Consider the following 15,186-nt stretch of genomic DNA (forward strand, 5'->3'; position numbering starts at 1 on the left):
AGCATGGATGCGGCCCGCCCACCGCTTGAGCTGGCGACCCGCGGGTCGCAGGCCGCCCGGCTGCCCTGGCGACAGGGCCTGGCCTATGGCGCACTCGCGCTGCCGCTGGCCTTCGTGTCCCTGCCGCTGTACGTGAGCCTGCCCCATCACTACGCCACGCAGGCGGGTGTGCCGCTGACAGTGCTGGGCGCCACGCTGCTGGGCCTGCGGGCCCTGGATGCGCTGGTCGATCCCTGGCTGGGCCGCCGCGCCGACCGCCTCCTGCAGCAAGGAGCGCGCACGGCCTGGGGGGCTGCCGCGCTGATGGCCCTGGTGCTTGCCCTGGCCTTTGCCGGGCTGTGGCAGCCGCCTGCCGGCGAGTGGCGGCGCGCCTGGGTCTGGCTGGTGCTCAGCCTGGGCGTCTGCACCCTGGCCTTCAGCGCCCTGAGCCTGCTGCACCAGGGCTGGGGCACGCGCTGGGGGGGCTCCGTGGCCTGGCGCACACGCGTCACCGCCTGGCGCGAGGGCGCCACGCTGCTGGGGGTGCTGGTGGCCAGCGGTCTGCCCTGGCTGCTGGGCACGGGCGGTACCAGCCTCGCCCTGGGCTGCGCGCTGGTCCTGGGCCTGTGGGGCCTGTGGACGCTGGCCTCATCAGCGCCCCCCGTGGCTGCCGTGGCCCACCCTGCCGACGGCACCGCGCTGCCCTCACCCTGGCGGCAGGCGGACTTTCGCCACCTGCTGGCCGTCTTCCTGATCAATGGCACGGCCAGCGCCATTCCCGCCACGCTGCTGCCTTTTTTCGTCAGCGACCGGCTGATGGCCGCGGACTGGCAGCCAGTCCTGCTGCTGGCCTATTTCGCGGCCGGGGCCGTGGGCCTGCCCGCCTGGGCTGCCCTGGCCGGCCGCGTAGGCCTGGCGCCGGCCTGGCGGGGGGGCATGCTGCTCAGCGTGCTGGGCTTCGCCGCCACGCCCTGGCTGGCGGCAGGCGATGCGCCGGCCTTCCTGCTGGTTTGCATGGCCAGCGGGCTGGCCCTGGGGGCGGACCTGGCCCTGCCGACCGCCCTGCTGACCGGCCTGATCCACCACCATCCCGACGGCCCCGGCCGCGAAGGCCAGTTCCTCGGCTGGTGGACCTGCGCCAGCAAGCTCAACCTCGCCCTGGCTGCCGGCCTGGCCCTGCCCCTGCTGGCCAGCCTGGGCTATGCGCCCGGCACGCGCGATACCGCCGCCCTGGACACCCTGGCCTGGGCCTACGCCGGCCTGCCCTGCCTGCTCAAGCTCCTGGCGCTGGCCCTGCTGTGGCGCCTGGAGCGTGTCCATCCCTCCTGGAGTGCCACATGAAGATCCCTCGCCGCCTGAGCCCTGTCGCGCTGCTGACCCTGGCCGCGGCCCTGAGCGGCTGCGCCGGTCCGCAGGTGCAGGACTATGCCCAGGAGCAGCCCACCCTGGACTTGCGCAGCTATCTGCAAGGCTGCCTGCAGGCCCAGGGCCTGTTTACCGACCGCGCCGGACGCGTGGTCAAACGCTTCCATGTGCGCATGGAAGGCCGCTGGCAGGGCGAAGAGGGCACGCTGGACGAGCACTTCACCTACAGCGACGGCAGTACCCAGCGCCGGCTGTGGCGCCTGCGCCACCTGGGCCAGGGCCGCTACAGCGGGCAGGCGGACGATGTCGTCGGCGAGGCCTTCGGCGCGCAGGCCGGCAACGCCTTCCAGTGGAAATACACACTGGCCCTGCCCGTGGACGGCCGTGTCTGGCATGTGGCCTTGGACGACTGGATGTTCCGCATGGACGAGCGCACCGTGCTCAACCGCTCGGCCATGAGCAAATGGGGCCTGCACCTGGGTGACGTCACCCTGGTGTTCACCAAGGACGAGGCGGGGAGCACGACATGCCGCTGAAGCTGTCACTGCTGCGCCCGCTCAATCCTCCCTTGCGCGACTGGGCCGGGCAGTGGGTCTGGCTGGTGGGCGCCTCCTCGGGCATCGGCCGCGCGCTGGCTGAGGCTTTGCACCGCGAGGGCGCGCGGGTGATCGTGTCGGCGCGCAGCGAACGGGCCTTGCGCGAATTCGAGACCGCCCATCCCGGCAGCCGCGCCCTGCCGCTGAACGTGACGGACGTGCAGTCCCTGCAGCAGGCGGCAGCCCAGGTGCTGGTCTGGGCGGGTGGGGCACCCCATCTGGTGGTTTACTGCGCCGGCCACTACCGGCCGCAGCGCGCGACCGAACTGGACCCGCCCGAGCTGCAGCGCCACCTGGACGTCAACTACCGGGGCGCCTTGCACCTGCTGCCCCTCATCGTGCCGCCCATGTTGGCCGCCGGGGCGGGCCACCTGAGCCTGGTGGGCAGCGTGGCGGGCTACCGCGGCCTGCCCAAGGCCCTGGCCTACGGGCCCACCAAGGCCGCCCTGCACAACCTGGCAGAGATCCTGCACCTGGATTTGCGGCCGCGCGGCCTGGGCGTGTCCATCGTCAATCCCGGCTTCGTGGCCACACCCCTGACGAAGCAGAATGACTTCGAGATGCCGGCCCTGATCAGCGCCGAGGAGGCCGCGCAGGAGATGCTGCGCGGCTGGGCGCAGGGCCTTTTCGAGATCCACTTTCCCCGGCGCTTCACCCGCTGGATGCGCTGGCTGCGCTTCCTGCCTGATGCCTGGTACTTCGCTGCGGTGCGCCGCGCCACCGGCCCCTGAGGCCGGGGCCTCGATCCCGCCTCATTGACGAGTTTGCCCATGTCTGCCCTGTCCCTGGACCCCCGCACAGCCCGCCTCGTGCAGGCCTACGAGGCCCTGAGCCCCACGACCCTGCCCGCGCTGATGCAACTCTACGGCGAGGCCGCCAGCTTCAAGGACCCCTTCAACGAGGTCCGCGGGCGTGCGGCCATCCAGCGCATCTTTGCCCATATGTTCGAGGTGCTCGTCGCGCCGCGCTTCACGGTGCTGCACACCGTCACCGAGGCCGACATGGCCTTCCTGAGCTGGGATTTCGAGTTTCGCCGCGAGGCTGACGGCAAGACCTGGCACGTCCACGGTGCCAGCTGCATCCGCTACGGCGCCCAGGGCCAGGTGCTGGAACACCGCGACTACTGGGATGCCGCCGAGGAACTCTACGAGAAGCTGCCCCTCATCGGCCGCCTGATGCGCTGGCTGCGCGGCAGGCTGGCCACGCCGGCCCAGGGCTGAGCCCTGGCCTTTCGCCGACCCTCCTGCCATGGCGCCAGTGGGCTCTCAGGAGTCTGGCGCTGCTGTTGTGGGGACAGCCAGAGGCTCGATCAGGGCCTGTGCGCGCCCGCGTGCCTTGCTGAGGTAGAGCTGCTGGTCTGCCTGCCGCATCCAGTCCGTGAGGGGCAGGTCCTGCGGCGCGGCGCCGCAGACGCCGCCGATGCTGACGGTCAGCACTGGCGCCACTTCGGACTGTGCATGCGGCATCGCCAGCTGGCGCACCGCGGCTTCCAGGGCCTGTGCGACCACGCGAGCGCCATCGAGCGTTGTTTCCGCGAGCAGCACTGCGAACTCCTCGCCGCCGTAGCGAAAAGCCAGGTCCCCCGGCCGACGGAGCTGGCTGCGCAAGGCCGTGGCCACTGCGCGCAGCGCGTCGTCGCCGGCCAGGTGGCCGTAGTGGTCGTTGTAGCGCTTGAAGAAGTCCACGTCGACCAACATCAGGGCCAGGCCGCTGCCATTGCGCTGGGCGCGCTGCAACTCGCCGACCGCACGTTTGTCGAAGAAGCGCCGGTTGTAGAGCCCGGTCAGGCCATCGATCAAGGCCTGCTGTCGCAGCAGGTCGGTCTGGAACTTGAGGGTGAGGTGGGTCTTCACCCGGCTGCGCATCACCGAGGGCCGGAAGGGCTTGGTGACGAAGTCTACGGCGCCGCATTCCAGGCCTCGTTCCTCGGTGGCCTCGTCCTGGTCCGCGGTCAGGAAGATCACCGGGATGTCGGCCAGGGCCGGATCGGCCTTGATGCGGCGGCAGACTTCGAAGCCATCCATGCCCGGCATCATCAGGTCCAGCAGGATGAGGTCGGGGGGCTGCCGGGCGCAGAGGGCCAGGGCCTGCTCGCCGCTGGTGGCCATCAGCACCTGGCAGTCGGCGGCGAAGACCTGGTGCAGGGCCTGGATGTTCAGGGGCAGGTCGTCCACCAGCAGCAGGCGCGGCTTGCGGTCCTGGGGCAGCTTGAAGTCGAAGGGGTGCTCAGTCATGGGGCAGGGCGTCCAGCATCTGCTGGCAGCTGAGGTCAGCTGCCACGAAGTCCAGACCTGCCATGGCCTGGTCCAGGGCGTCGAAGGGTTCGGCCAGTGCGGGCCGCGACTCACACAGGGGCCGCAGCTGCTCCAACGAGTCGAACGCGGCCATGTCGGATTCGGCCAGGCGCGTGCGCAGGGCGGCCAGAGCCTCACGCAAGGGCCGGGGATCGAAGACGACTTGCCCCGCGTCCTCAGGCGCGGGCGTGGGCTGCAGGGCCTGTGCCAGGGGGAGCAGTTCCCGGGCCAGCGAGGCCGCCTGCAGCAGGGCCTGGACTTCGGCCGGTGCCGCCGCCTCGCCTTTCTTGTAGACCTGTTCGCAGCGGCCAGCGAGGTCCGCCAGGCGGCGGGCGCCGACGGTGGCGGCCAGGCCGCGCAGACCGTGGAGCAGGGCGGCGGCCTCGGTCCATCGGCAGGCGTCCAGCAGGGGCTGCAGGCGGGCTTCCAGGGCCGCGGTGTCCTCCACGAAGCCCCGGCAGATGCGCAGGTAGCGATCCGGCCTGCCCATCAGCCGAGCGAGGCCGTCGGCCAGGTCCAGCCCCAGCGCCATGCCCTGGGCCTGCAGCGCTGGCGGGACCGGTGCGCTGCCGGGCGCTGGCGCCTCGGCGGGGGCCCCCGTGGCCTGCGTGCGCCCCAGGCGGCGGTTGATCACGGCCACCAGCTCGTCGATCTCGAAGGGTTTGCCCACGTGGCCATCCATGCCCGCGGCACGCGCGGCTTCGCGATCACCTTCCATGGTGTTGGCCGTCATGGCGATGACGGGCAGGGCGGCCAGGCGGGCGTCGGCGCGGAGGGCGCGCGTGGCGGTGTAGCCATCCATCTCGGGCATCTGCACGTCCATCAGGATCAGGTCGAAGGCCGCGTCCTCGGCCAGGCGCTGCAGGGCCAGGGCGCCGTTGCCGGCCACCTCGATGGTGGCGCCCTCGTCCTCCAGCAGCTCGCGCGCCACCTGCTGGTTGATGCGGTTGTCCTCGACCACCAGCAGGCGCAGGCCCTGCAGTCGCTGGCGGCCACCCGCCGGCATGCTGGCCACGGGCGCGGGGAGTGAGGCGGGGTCGGCCTCGGGCAGGGTCAGGCTGAAGAAGAACTCGCTGCCCTGTCCCGGCGTGCTGTGCAGCTGCAGCTGGCCGCCCATCAGCTGCACCAGGCGCTGGCTGATGGACAGGCCCAGGCCGGTGCCGCCGAAGCGGCGCGTGGTCGAGGCCTCGGCCTGGGTGAAGCCCTCGAATATCTTCTGCTGGTGGGCGGGGTCGATGCCGATGCCGGTGTCGCTGACGCGGAACTGCAGGCGCACGCTGCCCGGCGGGTCCTCTGCCAGCGGCGGCTCGCGCCGCAGGCTCACCCGCACCTGGCCCTCGGCCGTGAACTTGATCGCGTTGCCGCCCAGGTTGATCAGCACCTGCTGCAGGCGCAGGCTGTCGCCCAGCAGGGCCGGCGGCAGGGCCGGGTCCAGCTCGAAATGCAATGCAAGAGGACGGTGCCGCACGTTGCCAGTGAGGATGACCCGCAGGTCGTCCAGCAGGGTCTGGGGCGAGAAGGGGTGCCTGTCCACCTGCATCTTGCCGGCCTCGATCTTGGAGAAGTCCAGGATGTCGTTGAGCAGGCCCAGCAGCGAGCGCCCGGCGCGCTCGGTCTTGCTGACGTAGTCGCGCTGGCGCTCGTCCAGCGGCGTGCGCTGCAGCAGCTGCAGCAGGCCCAGCACCGCGTTCATGGGCGTGCGGATCTCGTGGCTCATATTGGCCAGGAACTGGCCCATGGCGGCGCTGGCGGCCTCGGCGGCGGCGGTGGCCTCGCGCAGCTCGGCCTCGGTCTGCTTCTGGCGGCTGATGTCGAAGCCCACGCCCAGGTAGCCGAACAGCTCGCCGTCGGGCGTGCGCATCTCGGTGACCACGCGCAGGGCCGGGAAGCTGCTGCCATCCTTGCGCACGTAGTGGCACTCCACCTCGCGGCCCAGCTGGGAGGGATGCACGAGAGCGGCGAATCCGCTGAGCGGCTCGCCCACCTGCTCCGAGACCTCGCGGCCATAGGCCTCCAGCTCCACGGGATCGAACAGGGCGCTGGCACGGGCCTTGCCGATCATCTCGGCCGCGCTGTAGCCGGTCATCAGCTCGGCGCCCTTGTTGAAGACGTTGACGATGCGCTGGCGGTTGGAGCCCATGATGGCGACCTTGCTCGAGGCATCCATCACGGCCTTCTGCAGCATCATGGCCTTGGCCAGCTCCTGGGCGGCGTGGCGCTGCTGGGTCACGTCGATGTAGGTGGTGACGAAGCCGCCGCCCGGCATGGGGGCGCCGCGGATGTCCAGCACCGTGCCGTCGGGCCGCGTGCGCTCGAACTGGTGCAGGGTCGGGCGGCGGGCCCGCTCGATGATGGCGTTCACCGTGGCGTCCAGGTCCTGGCTCTCGCCGTATTCACCGCGCTGGGCATTGAAACGGATGATCTCCTCGAACTGGACCGGCTCGCCGCGCAGCTCGGCCTCGAAGAGCTGGGGCGGGAAGCCCAGCAGCTCGCGGAAGAGCTGGTTGTCGGCGACCAGGTGCAGTTGCGCATCGAACACGCTGAGGCCGCAGGGCAGGTTTTCCAGCACGCTGCGCAGCACGTCGTGGTTGCGGCGCAGGGAGTCTTCGAGCCGGCGCCGCTCCGTGATGTCCTGCAAGGTGCCGACGATGCGCACCACACGCTCGCCCTCGAACTCAGGTTGGGCCACCGAGCGCACCCAGATCTCCCGCCCCTGGGCGGTGATGAGGCGCAGCTCCAGGTCCTGAGGCAAGCCCTCAGTCACCAATGCGTGGGTGGCCGCAGCGATCCGCTCGCGGGTATCGGCATCGAAGAAGCGCAGGGCCTCCTCCAGGCTGGGCTGGGGCGATGCGGGGTCCAGATCATGGAGCCTGAACATCTGGACGCTCCAGTGCAGGCGCTGTGATCCCAGCTCGACCTGCCAGGCACCCACGCCGGCAATGCGGCCCGCCTGCTCGAGGACAGCCTCGTTGTTGCGCAGGTCCTGTTCGATGCGCTTGCGCCTGCTGATGTCCAGATGCGTGCCCGCTACCAGCAGCGGCTGCCCCTGCGCGTCGCGGGTGGCGACCTTGCCGCGCGTCATGACCCAGACCCAGTGCCCGTCCCGGTGACGCAGACGCATCTCGGCTTCGTACTGCGGCGCCGATCCCTGCAGGTGCTCCATGAGGACGCGCGTGGCCCGTTGCAGGTCCTCCGGGTGGGCCAGGCGCTCCCAGGTCTTCTTGGTGATAGGTTCCAGGTCAGCCAGGGTATAGCCCAGCATCTGGGCCCATTCCTCGTTGAAGCGCACCGTGTCATGGGCGAGGTCCCATTCCCAGGTGCCGGCGCCGGTGCCATCAATGATGCTCTGCAGGCGCAGCTGCTCGCGAGCCAGTTGCTCGGCGGCGGTCTTGCGCTCGGTGATGTCCAGGGCGATCTCGATGAAGCCGGTCAGCGTGCCGTCCTCGTCTCGCACGGGCTGCAGCTCGGTGTCCACCCAGTTGAGGCGGCCGTCCTTGCGGCGGTTGAGGATTTCCACGCGGCATCCCTTGCCCTCGCGCACGGCCTCCGCCAGGGTGTGCAGGGTTTCCGGCGCGGCCTGACCACTGCTGAGCACCTCGGCCGGCGTGCGGCCCAGCACCTCCTCGGCGCTGTAGCCGGTGATGCGGGTGAAGCCTTCATTGACCCAGTTGATGCGCAGCTGCACGTCCGTGGCGATCACCGCGTTGGAGGTGCCGCGGGCGACCAGGGCCAGGCGCTGCAGGTCGGCGGTCATGGCATGGGCCAGTGCCTCGGCGCGCAGGCGGGCGGAGGCCAGCAGCCAGGTCGCAAAGGCGAGGGCAGTGCTGAGCAGGGCGCCCCCGACGGTGACGCCCAGCCAGCCCAGGCTCACCGAGGACTGCTCGAAGAGTGGTGTGCTGAGGCCCTGCACGCTGAGCTGGCGCTGGGCGACGGTGAGGGTGCGCCAGGTCCTGAAGGCGGCGTCCTGCTCGTCCAGCTCGGGATCGGAGCGGTGGATCAGCTGCGCCGCGTCCGCCTGCTCGCCGGCATAGAGGGACACGGCCAACTGGCCGTCGGTGACGTAGCCCAGCTGCTCGAACATCTCGTGAGCGACCAGGGGGGCGAAGAGCAAGCCCATCAGGGCCCGGCGCCGCTGCTCGACGGTCAATGGGTCGCTGCCTGGACGATAGAAGGGCACCAGCAGCAAGAAGCCAACGGACTGCGAGGCGTCCTGGCGCAGCGTCAGGCGATCGCTGATGACGGGGTTGCCGGTGTCAATGGCCTGCTCCACCGCCTGCCGGCGTATGGCGTCTCCGGCCAGGTCCAGCCCCAGGGCAGGTCGGTTGGCGGCCAGGGGTTCGATGTACTTGATCAGGTAATGAGTGCCGCCTGGCGCCAGGCTCTGCACGGCATAGTCGGGCTGGCCTTCGCGCCGACGGGCGTCGATGAAGGACGCCAGCGCCTCCTCCTGTACCCGCTCGATCAGCCCGAAGCCCCGGATGCCGGGAAACTCCTGCGCCAGCTGCCGAGAGTCCACATAGGTCCGGAACTCGGGCAGGGTGACGTGGCCCGTGGCCGCGAACAGCCCGCGCGCGCCGTGCATGCCGTAGACCGGCAGCTGCAGGCGCCGCGCCACCTCGCGCTCCACTCTCTCGGCCAGGCGCTCGAAGCGCGCCTGGGCGCTACGGGTCTCGCGCTGCTCAATCCAGATGCCCGAGCAGGCGGCGATGAGCAGCCCCAGCAGCAGCACCGTGGCCGCCAGCCCTTCCGGGCGGCGCAGCAGCAGCCATCGCCAGGGAGGGCGCAGCATGGGGTCAGGTCTTGCTCAGCAGGGCCTGGACCTGCCGGTCGAGCTCGACCGGACTGAAGGGCTTGGACAGATAGGCGTCCGCACCGGCGTCCATGGCCGCCAGCCGGTCCTTGGGATCGGCGTTGGCCGAGAGGATGAGCACGCGCAGCGTGGCGAGTTCGGCGTCGGCTCGGAACTGCCGGCACAGGGCGAGTCCGTCGGTGTCCCCGGGCAGCACCACGTCCAGGATCACGAGCTCGGGATGCAGGGCGCGGGCCAGCTGCAGGGCGCCAGCGGCATTGGCGGCCTCGTGCAGCGTGAATCCGCTGTCCGTGAGCCCCCAACGGACCAGCCGGCGGGTCTCCGCCTGGTCGTCCACGATCAAGATTCGCTTGGCTGGCATGGAACCTCCCTTGCAGTCAGCCTTCGTTCTTACCTGCAGCATAGCCCCGCCGGTGGCGAGGCAAGCTCAGGGCGCCGGGCGTCCCGGGCCTTGCGAGCCGTCCGCACGGGCGGCCAGGTAGGCGTAGAGATCGGCGATATGGGCCGTCACCACCGGCTCGCCCTGCCAGGCCGGCATGGCCAGCGCGCCCTGGCGGCCCTGCAGCACTGCATCGAGCTGGGCCTCGCGGCTGGCAGGGTCGGCTCCGGCGGGCAGGGCCCAGTCGTAGCGGCTCAGCACCAGGGCCATGAAACGGCGGGCGCCCATGTCGCGCACCCGCAGGCTCAGGTCTGGCGCCTGCGCCGTGCCTGTCGCATCCGCGCCGTGGCAGCGGGCGCACTTGTCCTGAAAGACGCGCCAGCCGGTGTAGACCGTGCCCGGCGCCTTGCTCTGGCGTGCCAGGGCCTCGGCGGGCAGGCGGTTTTGCACGATGACGCCGCAGCCGGCCAGCACCAGTGCCATCGACAGGCCCAGGGCCGTCCAGAGGCGACGGCGCGGGGCGGCCGGGCGGGGCAGGGGGGGCAGGTCTTGCATGATGGCTCTCGCAAAGGCGCCGGCAGGGCGGATGAGATCCAGCATGCCATGTCGCCCCCGGCTTGTCTTGAGCCATGTCAAGCGCTGGCCCTGCGTCACATCCAGGTCAGGCGGATTGCCCTAGAGTCGGACACCGCCTTCCGCCCGCCCGCCATGCAGCCGTCCTCCGCTCCCGCGTCCGCCGCGGCGCACAACCCCTCTGCCCCTTCAGGCCTCAGCGAAGCCGAGGCCCGCGAGCGCCTGGCTCACTTCGGGCCCAATGTGCTCGAGGACCACGAGCGCCAGGGCCTGCTGCAGACCCTGCGCAGCGTGGCCACCGAGCCCATGTTCCTGCTCCTGCTGGTGGCGGCGGCCATCTACCTGGTGCTGGGCGACTTGGGCGAGGGGCTGCTGCTGAGCGTCTTCGCCCTGCTGACGGTGGGGCTGGTGGTGCTGCAGGAGCGCCGCAGCGCCCATGCCCTGGATGCCCTGCGCTCGCTGGCCCAGCCGCAGGTCCGCCTGCTGCGGGAGGGGCGCTGGCAGCGGCGCGCCGCCAGCGAGCTGGTGCCTGGCGACCTCATCGCCGTGGGCGAGGGCGATCGTGTGTCCGCGGACGGCCGCCTCATCGAGGCCAGCGCCGTGACGGCCGACGAATCACTGCTGACCGGCGAATCCGTGCCCGTGCGCAAGAGGCCCTGGGTGCCCGACGACGCGCGCGACGCCGCCCCGCCCCCCGGCGGCGACGACAGCCCCTGGCTGCATGCCGGCACCCTGGTCGTGGCCGGCCATGGGCTGCTGGAGGTGAGCGCCACAGGGCGGCAGACGCAGCTTGGGCGCATCGGTGCCTCGCTGGCTGGCATCGACAGCAGCAGCACGCCCCTGCAGCAGCAGCTGCGCCGGGTGGTTCAGGTCTTCGGCGGTGCCGCGCTGGGCGCCAGCCTGCTGCTGGTGCTGTGGCATGGCTGGCGGGAGGGCGACTGGCTGCAGGGCCTGCTGTCGGGCATCGCCATCGGCATGGCCCTGCTGCCGGAAGAGTTTCCGATGGCGCTGACCGTCTTCCTGGCCCTGGGCGCCTGGCGCCTTGCACGCATCCAGGTGTTGGCGCGGCGCCCGGCGGTGATCGAGGCCCTGGGGTCGGCCACCCTGCTGTGCGTGGACAAGACCGGCACGCTGACCGAGAACCGCATGAGCCTGCGCCGCCTGTGCACGCCCGAGCTGGACCTGCCGCTGAAGGGGCCGGCCGATGCCGCGTCCCTGCCCGAGGCGGTCCACCGCCTGCTGGAGTTCGGCATGCTGGCCTCGCGCCGCGGCGGCGCCGACCCCATGGACCAGGCCGTGCTACTGCGCGGCGATGCGGACCTGGCGGGCTCCGAGCACCTGCACCCGGACTGGACGCTGCTGCACGAATACCCGCTGAGCCCCTCGCTTCTGGCCTTCTCCCAGGTCTGGACAGCGCCCGACGGCCAGCGCTGGATCGCGGCCAAGGGCGCCCCTGAGGCGGTGGCCGACCTTTGCCATCTGGACGAAGCGCGCTGGGCCGCGCTGCGCCCGAAGGTCCAGGCCATGGCCGAGGCCGGCCTGCGCGTGCTGGCCGTGGCGGCCGGGCCCGTGGGCGCTGGCGAGATGCCGTTGCAGGCGCATGACCACGGCTTCGAATGGCAGGGCCTGCTGGGCTTCGAGGACCCGCTGCGCGCCAGCGTGCCCGAGGCCGTCGCGCAGGCGCGCGCCGCGGGCGTTGGTGTGGCCATGATCACCGGCGACCACGCCGCCACGGCCCTGGCCATCGCGCGCCAGGCCGGCATCGAGGTGCAGGCCGGCGCGCTGACGGGCGAGCAGATCGCCGCGCTGGACGACACCGCCCTGGATCTGGCCCTGCGCCGGGTGCGCGTCTTTGCCCGCGTCATGCCGGCGCAGAAGCTGCGCCTGGTCCAGGCTTTCCAGCGCCTGGGCGAGACCGTGGCCATGACGGGCGACGGTGTCAATGACGCGCCAGCGCTGAAGGCGGCGCATGTGGGCATCGCCATGGGCGTGCGCGGCACCGACGTGGCCCGTGAGGCCGCTGGCCTGGTGCTGCTGGACGAGGACTTCGGCCGCATCGTGGGCGGCATCCGCATGGGCCGGCGCATCTTCGACAACCTGCGCCGGGTGATGGCCTACATCGTCGCCATCCACGTGCCCATCGCGGGACTGGCCCTGCTGCCGGTGCTGCTGGGCCTGCCGCCCCTGATGATGCCGGCGCATGTGGTGCTGACGGAAATGGTGATCGACCCCATCTGCTCCCTGGCCTTCGAGGGCGCACCCGAGCATCCGCACCTGATGCAGCGGCCGCCGCGGCGGCGCGAGGAGGGGCTGCTGGCGCCGCGCCTGCTGCAGATGGCGCTGATGCAGGGCGCCCTCCTGCTGCTCGCGACCCTGGGCCTCTATGCCTGGGCCCTGGATGCCGGCCGTTCGACCGAACAGGCCCGTACGCTGGCCATGCTGGGCCTGACCCTGGGCAATCTGGGTCTGGTGGGCCTGGACCTCAGCCTGGGCCTGGGCTGGCGCTCCCTGCTGGGGCCAGCCGCACGGACCTTCTGGGCGGTGAGCGCTGCAGCCCTGCTGGTGCTGGGCGTGGCGCTGTGGCTGCCCGCCTTGCGCCAGCTGCTGCACCTGGCCTTGCTGCCCTGGGGCGATGCCCTGTGGCTGCTGGGAACCATGGCGGGCACCCTGCTGGTGACGGGCGCGCTCACGGCTCGCCTGCAGCGCAGGGGCTGAGCGGGGGGGCGGGGTCAGAAGGCCGGCCAGTCGGAGAGGTCGTCGATTTCGCGCCAGGCCCGCACGCAGGCATTCGTGGCGTCCATGCCGGCAAAGATGGCGGCCTCGGCCCAGCGCCGACGCAGCAGGCCCAGCACGGGGCGGCCCTCCTGCATGATCCACTTGCGCATCTCGGCCGGCACCTCGGACTTGCGGTTGGCGTTCAGGCGCAGCAGCAGGGTGGATTTGGCCAGATTGCCTGCGCCGAGGTTGTAGACCCAGGAGATCAGCGCAGCGGCCTCACAGCTGCGCAGCGGCACCAGCACCCGCTGCTGGACGTCTTGGGCGGCACCGGCCATGTCCCGGCGCAGCAGCTGGTCGGCCTCGGCCTCGGTGATGGGGGGCGTCTGCGGCGTGACGCGATGGCCCTGGGCGTCGACGATGGTGCCGTAGCCTATGGTCCAGGTGCCGCCCGGCTGGGCGCCGTTGTCATCGTAGGGCTGAGCGAAGAAGCCCTCGATGCGCTTGACTACCGCGGTGGCGGCGGCTGGGACGCCGCCATCCCAGGGACTGGTGTCGGGCGGCGTGACGGGGGCGGGCTGCTGGTTTGCCATGTTGGACTCCCGGGCGGACGATGGCCGCACGGTAGCGCCAAACGGGGCACCGCGCTACCACGGTTTAGGGATGGTCGGCGTGTCGGGACATTCTTAAGGGCAGATGAACACCTTGCTGGCCGCTGGGGCGCCTGGGTTCGGGCGCGCGAGGTCTCTAGAATCCGGCGCATGCGCTGCCGCCCACTGTCCCTGCTGCTGCTGATGACCCTGCTGTGGCAAGGCCTGACCCTGTCCGGGCTGGGCGCCTGGTTTGCCCAGGGCGATGCGGCTTCCAGTGTGCGCCAGCATTGGCAAAGCCTGACCCCGCATCACCACCATGCCGACGGCGGTCTTCACCAGGACCTCTCCGGCGCCTCCCTGCAGCACGCCATGGACGACGCCGCCAGCCAGGCCCCGGTCCTGCCGGCGAAGGCCCTGGCACTGCCCCTGGTCCTCGCGGCGCAGGCCCTGCGCTCGCCCCTGCTGCCGGCCTGGCTCAGCCCGGCGCCGGGCACGCCAGAACGGCCGCCCCGGCAGGTCTGACGTCGCCCTCACGGCCGCGCCGCCTCTCGCCCCAAGCCCTGGGGCCGGCTGCCGCCCAGCGTGAGCAATTCCGCGGTGCCAGGTCTTGCCTGGCACACACCCTGGCTGGCCGAGCCGGCTGCGCCGCTTCTCGCCCACGGTCCCCCGTCTTCTTCCGATCAGGCCGCGTGAGGCCTTGTGGAGTCCTGCATGTCTTTCCATTCCTTGCGCGGCCAGTCCCTGGCCGTGTCGCGCTCCGCCATGCCCCTGCGGCGCCAGATGCTGGCCGGCATTGCCGCGGCCCTGCTGACGACTGTTTCCCCGGCCTCTGCCGAAGGCGCCAAACCGCCGGCCAGCATGGCCGTGACGCCGGCCCAGCTGCAGTCCCTGGGCGTTCGCCTGCAGGCCTTGCATGCTGGGCCGGCCGCGGGGGGCCTGCTGCACAGTGCCCGCGTGCAGGCGCCGCCGCAGTCGCAGCGCGTGCTCAGCAGCGGCGTGGGCGGCCTGGTGGAGGAGGTGATGGTCCAGGAGCAGGACCTGGTGCGCGCCGGTCAGCCCCTGCTGCGCCTGCAAAGCCCGGAGTTCGCCGAACTGCAACTGCGCTGGATGGAGGCGCAGTCGCGCGAAGGCCTGTCCGCGACCCAGCTGCGACGCGAGCAGCGCCTGTTTGAGGAGGGCGTGATTCCCGAGCGCCGCCTTCAGGAAGCGCGGGTGCAGGCCGAGGCTGATCGCGCCCGCCTGCAGCAGGCCAGCGCCGCCCTGAAGCTGGGCGGCGGCGATGCTGCCCTGATGCAGCGTCTGCGCCAGGGCGGGGCGCCGGAGCCGGCCCTGCTGCTGCGTGCGCCGGTGGCGGCCCAGGTGGAGTCGCTGGAGGTGCGACCCGGGCAGCGTGTGCGCGATGCCGAGGTGCTGCTGCGCCTCAACAAGGGCGGCGAGGCCTGGCTGGAGCTGGCCTGGCCCGCCGGACGGCAGCCTGAGCTGGCCGTGGGCGCCGAGTTGCAGGTCCCGGGCCGCGACATCGTGGCCCGCGTGAGCCATGTCGGCGGCGTGGTCGGGGAGAGCCAGACCCTGCCGGTGCGCGCCCGTGTCGTGAAGGGCGGCGAGCGCCTGCGGCCCGGCGAGCTGCTGCAGGTGCGCCTGCCTTCGCAGGCGCCGGGCAGCGCCTGGTCCGTACCGGCCGCGGCCCTGGTGCGCCATGAGGGGAAGGCCTACGTCTTCGTGCGGGAGGCGCAAGGCTTTCGTGTGCTGCCCGTCACGGTGCTGGGCACGGGCGCGGAGGCGGTGCAGCTGGGCGGCGATCTGCAGGCTGGCCAGCAGATCGCAGTCAGCGGCCTGGTGGCGCTCAAGGCCGCCTGGCTGGGCCTGAGCGGAGGCGAATGAA

12 protein-coding genes are annotated in these 15,186 nt (G+C 71.6%); 7 read left to right on the forward strand and 5 right to left on the reverse strand.

Annotated features, from left to right (window positions below):
* The first annotated feature begins 3 nt into the window (after positions 1-3).
* The 4 genes from ACS5PK_RS04545 to ACS5PK_RS04560 are packed head-to-tail and all read left to right on the forward strand — an operon-like array spanning position 4 to position 3,160.
* Positions 4-1,320, forward strand: a complete 1,317-nt coding sequence (locus tag ACS5PK_RS04545) for an MFS transporter (protein ID WP_439439062.1) — start codon at positions 4-6, stop codon at positions 1,318-1,320.
* Positions 1,317-1,880, forward strand: a complete 564-nt coding sequence (locus ACS5PK_RS04550; protein WP_439439063.1) for a DUF3833 domain-containing protein — start codon at positions 1,317-1,319, stop codon at positions 1,878-1,880. Before ACS5PK_RS04545 ends, ACS5PK_RS04550 begins: the two co-directional genes overlap by 4 nt.
* On the forward strand, positions 1,871-2,671 hold the full coding sequence (locus ACS5PK_RS04555) for an SDR family NAD(P)-dependent oxidoreductase (RefSeq protein ID WP_439439064.1): 801 nt from the start codon (positions 1,871-1,873) through the stop codon (positions 2,669-2,671). Before ACS5PK_RS04550 ends, ACS5PK_RS04555 begins: the two co-directional genes overlap by 10 nt.
* Before the next feature lie 39 nt (positions 2,672-2,710).
* Positions 2,711-3,160 (forward strand): nuclear transport factor 2 family protein, encoded by a 450-nt coding sequence (locus tag ACS5PK_RS04560; protein WP_439439065.1) that lies wholly within the window; start codon positions 2,711-2,713, stop codon positions 3,158-3,160.
* A 45-nt stretch (positions 3,161-3,205) separates the two neighbouring features.
* Here the strand turns inward: ACS5PK_RS04560 and ACS5PK_RS04565 are convergent, their stop codons facing one another.
* The 4 genes from ACS5PK_RS04565 to ACS5PK_RS04580 all read right to left on the reverse strand — a co-directional run bounded on the left by ACS5PK_RS04565 (position 3,206) and on the right by ACS5PK_RS04580 (position 9,978).
* Positions 3,206-4,174 (reverse strand): diguanylate cyclase domain-containing protein, encoded by a 969-nt coding sequence (locus tag ACS5PK_RS04565; protein ID WP_439439066.1) that lies wholly within the window; start codon positions 4,172-4,174, stop codon positions 3,206-3,208.
* Positions 4,167-9,023 carry a PAS domain S-box protein gene (locus ACS5PK_RS04570; protein ID WP_439439067.1) on the reverse strand — a complete coding sequence of 1,619 codons (4,857 nt, stop codon included), beginning with the start codon at positions 9,021-9,023 and terminating at the stop codon, positions 4,167-4,169. The genes ACS5PK_RS04565 and ACS5PK_RS04570 overlap by 8 nt, the downstream gene beginning before the upstream one ends.
* 4 nt (positions 9,024-9,027) lie before the next feature.
* A complete protein-coding gene (locus ACS5PK_RS04575; protein WP_439439068.1) occupies positions 9,028-9,405 on the reverse strand; it encodes a response regulator transcription factor in 378 nt (125 codons plus the stop codon).
* Positions 9,406-9,471: 66 nt separating this feature from the next.
* Positions 9,472-9,978, reverse strand: a complete 507-nt coding sequence (locus ACS5PK_RS04580) for a c-type cytochrome (RefSeq protein WP_439439069.1) — start codon at positions 9,976-9,978, stop codon at positions 9,472-9,474.
* A gap of 153 nt (positions 9,979-10,131) precedes the next feature.
* Between ACS5PK_RS04580 and ACS5PK_RS04585 the strand changes: the two genes are divergently transcribed.
* The gene (locus ACS5PK_RS04585; RefSeq protein WP_439439070.1) at positions 10,132-12,711 is read left to right on the forward strand and encodes a cation-translocating P-type ATPase; all 2,580 of its coding nucleotides are present in this window, start codon (positions 10,132-10,134) and stop codon (positions 12,709-12,711) included.
* Positions 12,712-12,725: 14 nt separating this feature from the next.
* Here the strand turns inward: ACS5PK_RS04585 and ACS5PK_RS04590 are convergent, their stop codons facing one another.
* Positions 12,726-13,304 (reverse strand): lysozyme, encoded by a 579-nt coding sequence (locus ACS5PK_RS04590; protein WP_439439071.1) that lies wholly within the window; start codon positions 13,302-13,304, stop codon positions 12,726-12,728.
* A gap of 168 nt (positions 13,305-13,472) precedes the next feature.
* Here ACS5PK_RS04590 and ACS5PK_RS04595 point away from each other — a divergent pair, with 168 nt between their 5' ends.
* Both ACS5PK_RS04595 and ACS5PK_RS04600 read left to right on the forward strand, forming a co-directional pair.
* Positions 13,473-13,826 carry a hypothetical protein gene (locus ACS5PK_RS04595; protein ID WP_439439072.1) on the forward strand — a complete coding sequence of 118 codons (354 nt, stop codon included), beginning with the start codon at positions 13,473-13,475 and terminating at the stop codon, positions 13,824-13,826.
* Positions 13,827-14,015: 189 nt separating this feature from the next.
* Entirely contained in the window at positions 14,016-15,185 is a 1,170-nt protein-coding gene (locus ACS5PK_RS04600) for an efflux RND transporter periplasmic adaptor subunit (RefSeq protein WP_439439073.1), read from the forward strand.
* Position 15,186 lies beyond the last annotated feature (1 nt).

The organism is Roseateles sp. DB2, from assembly GCF_051857535.1.
Lineage (GTDB): Bacteria > Pseudomonadota > Gammaproteobacteria > Burkholderiales > Burkholderiaceae_C > Roseateles_B.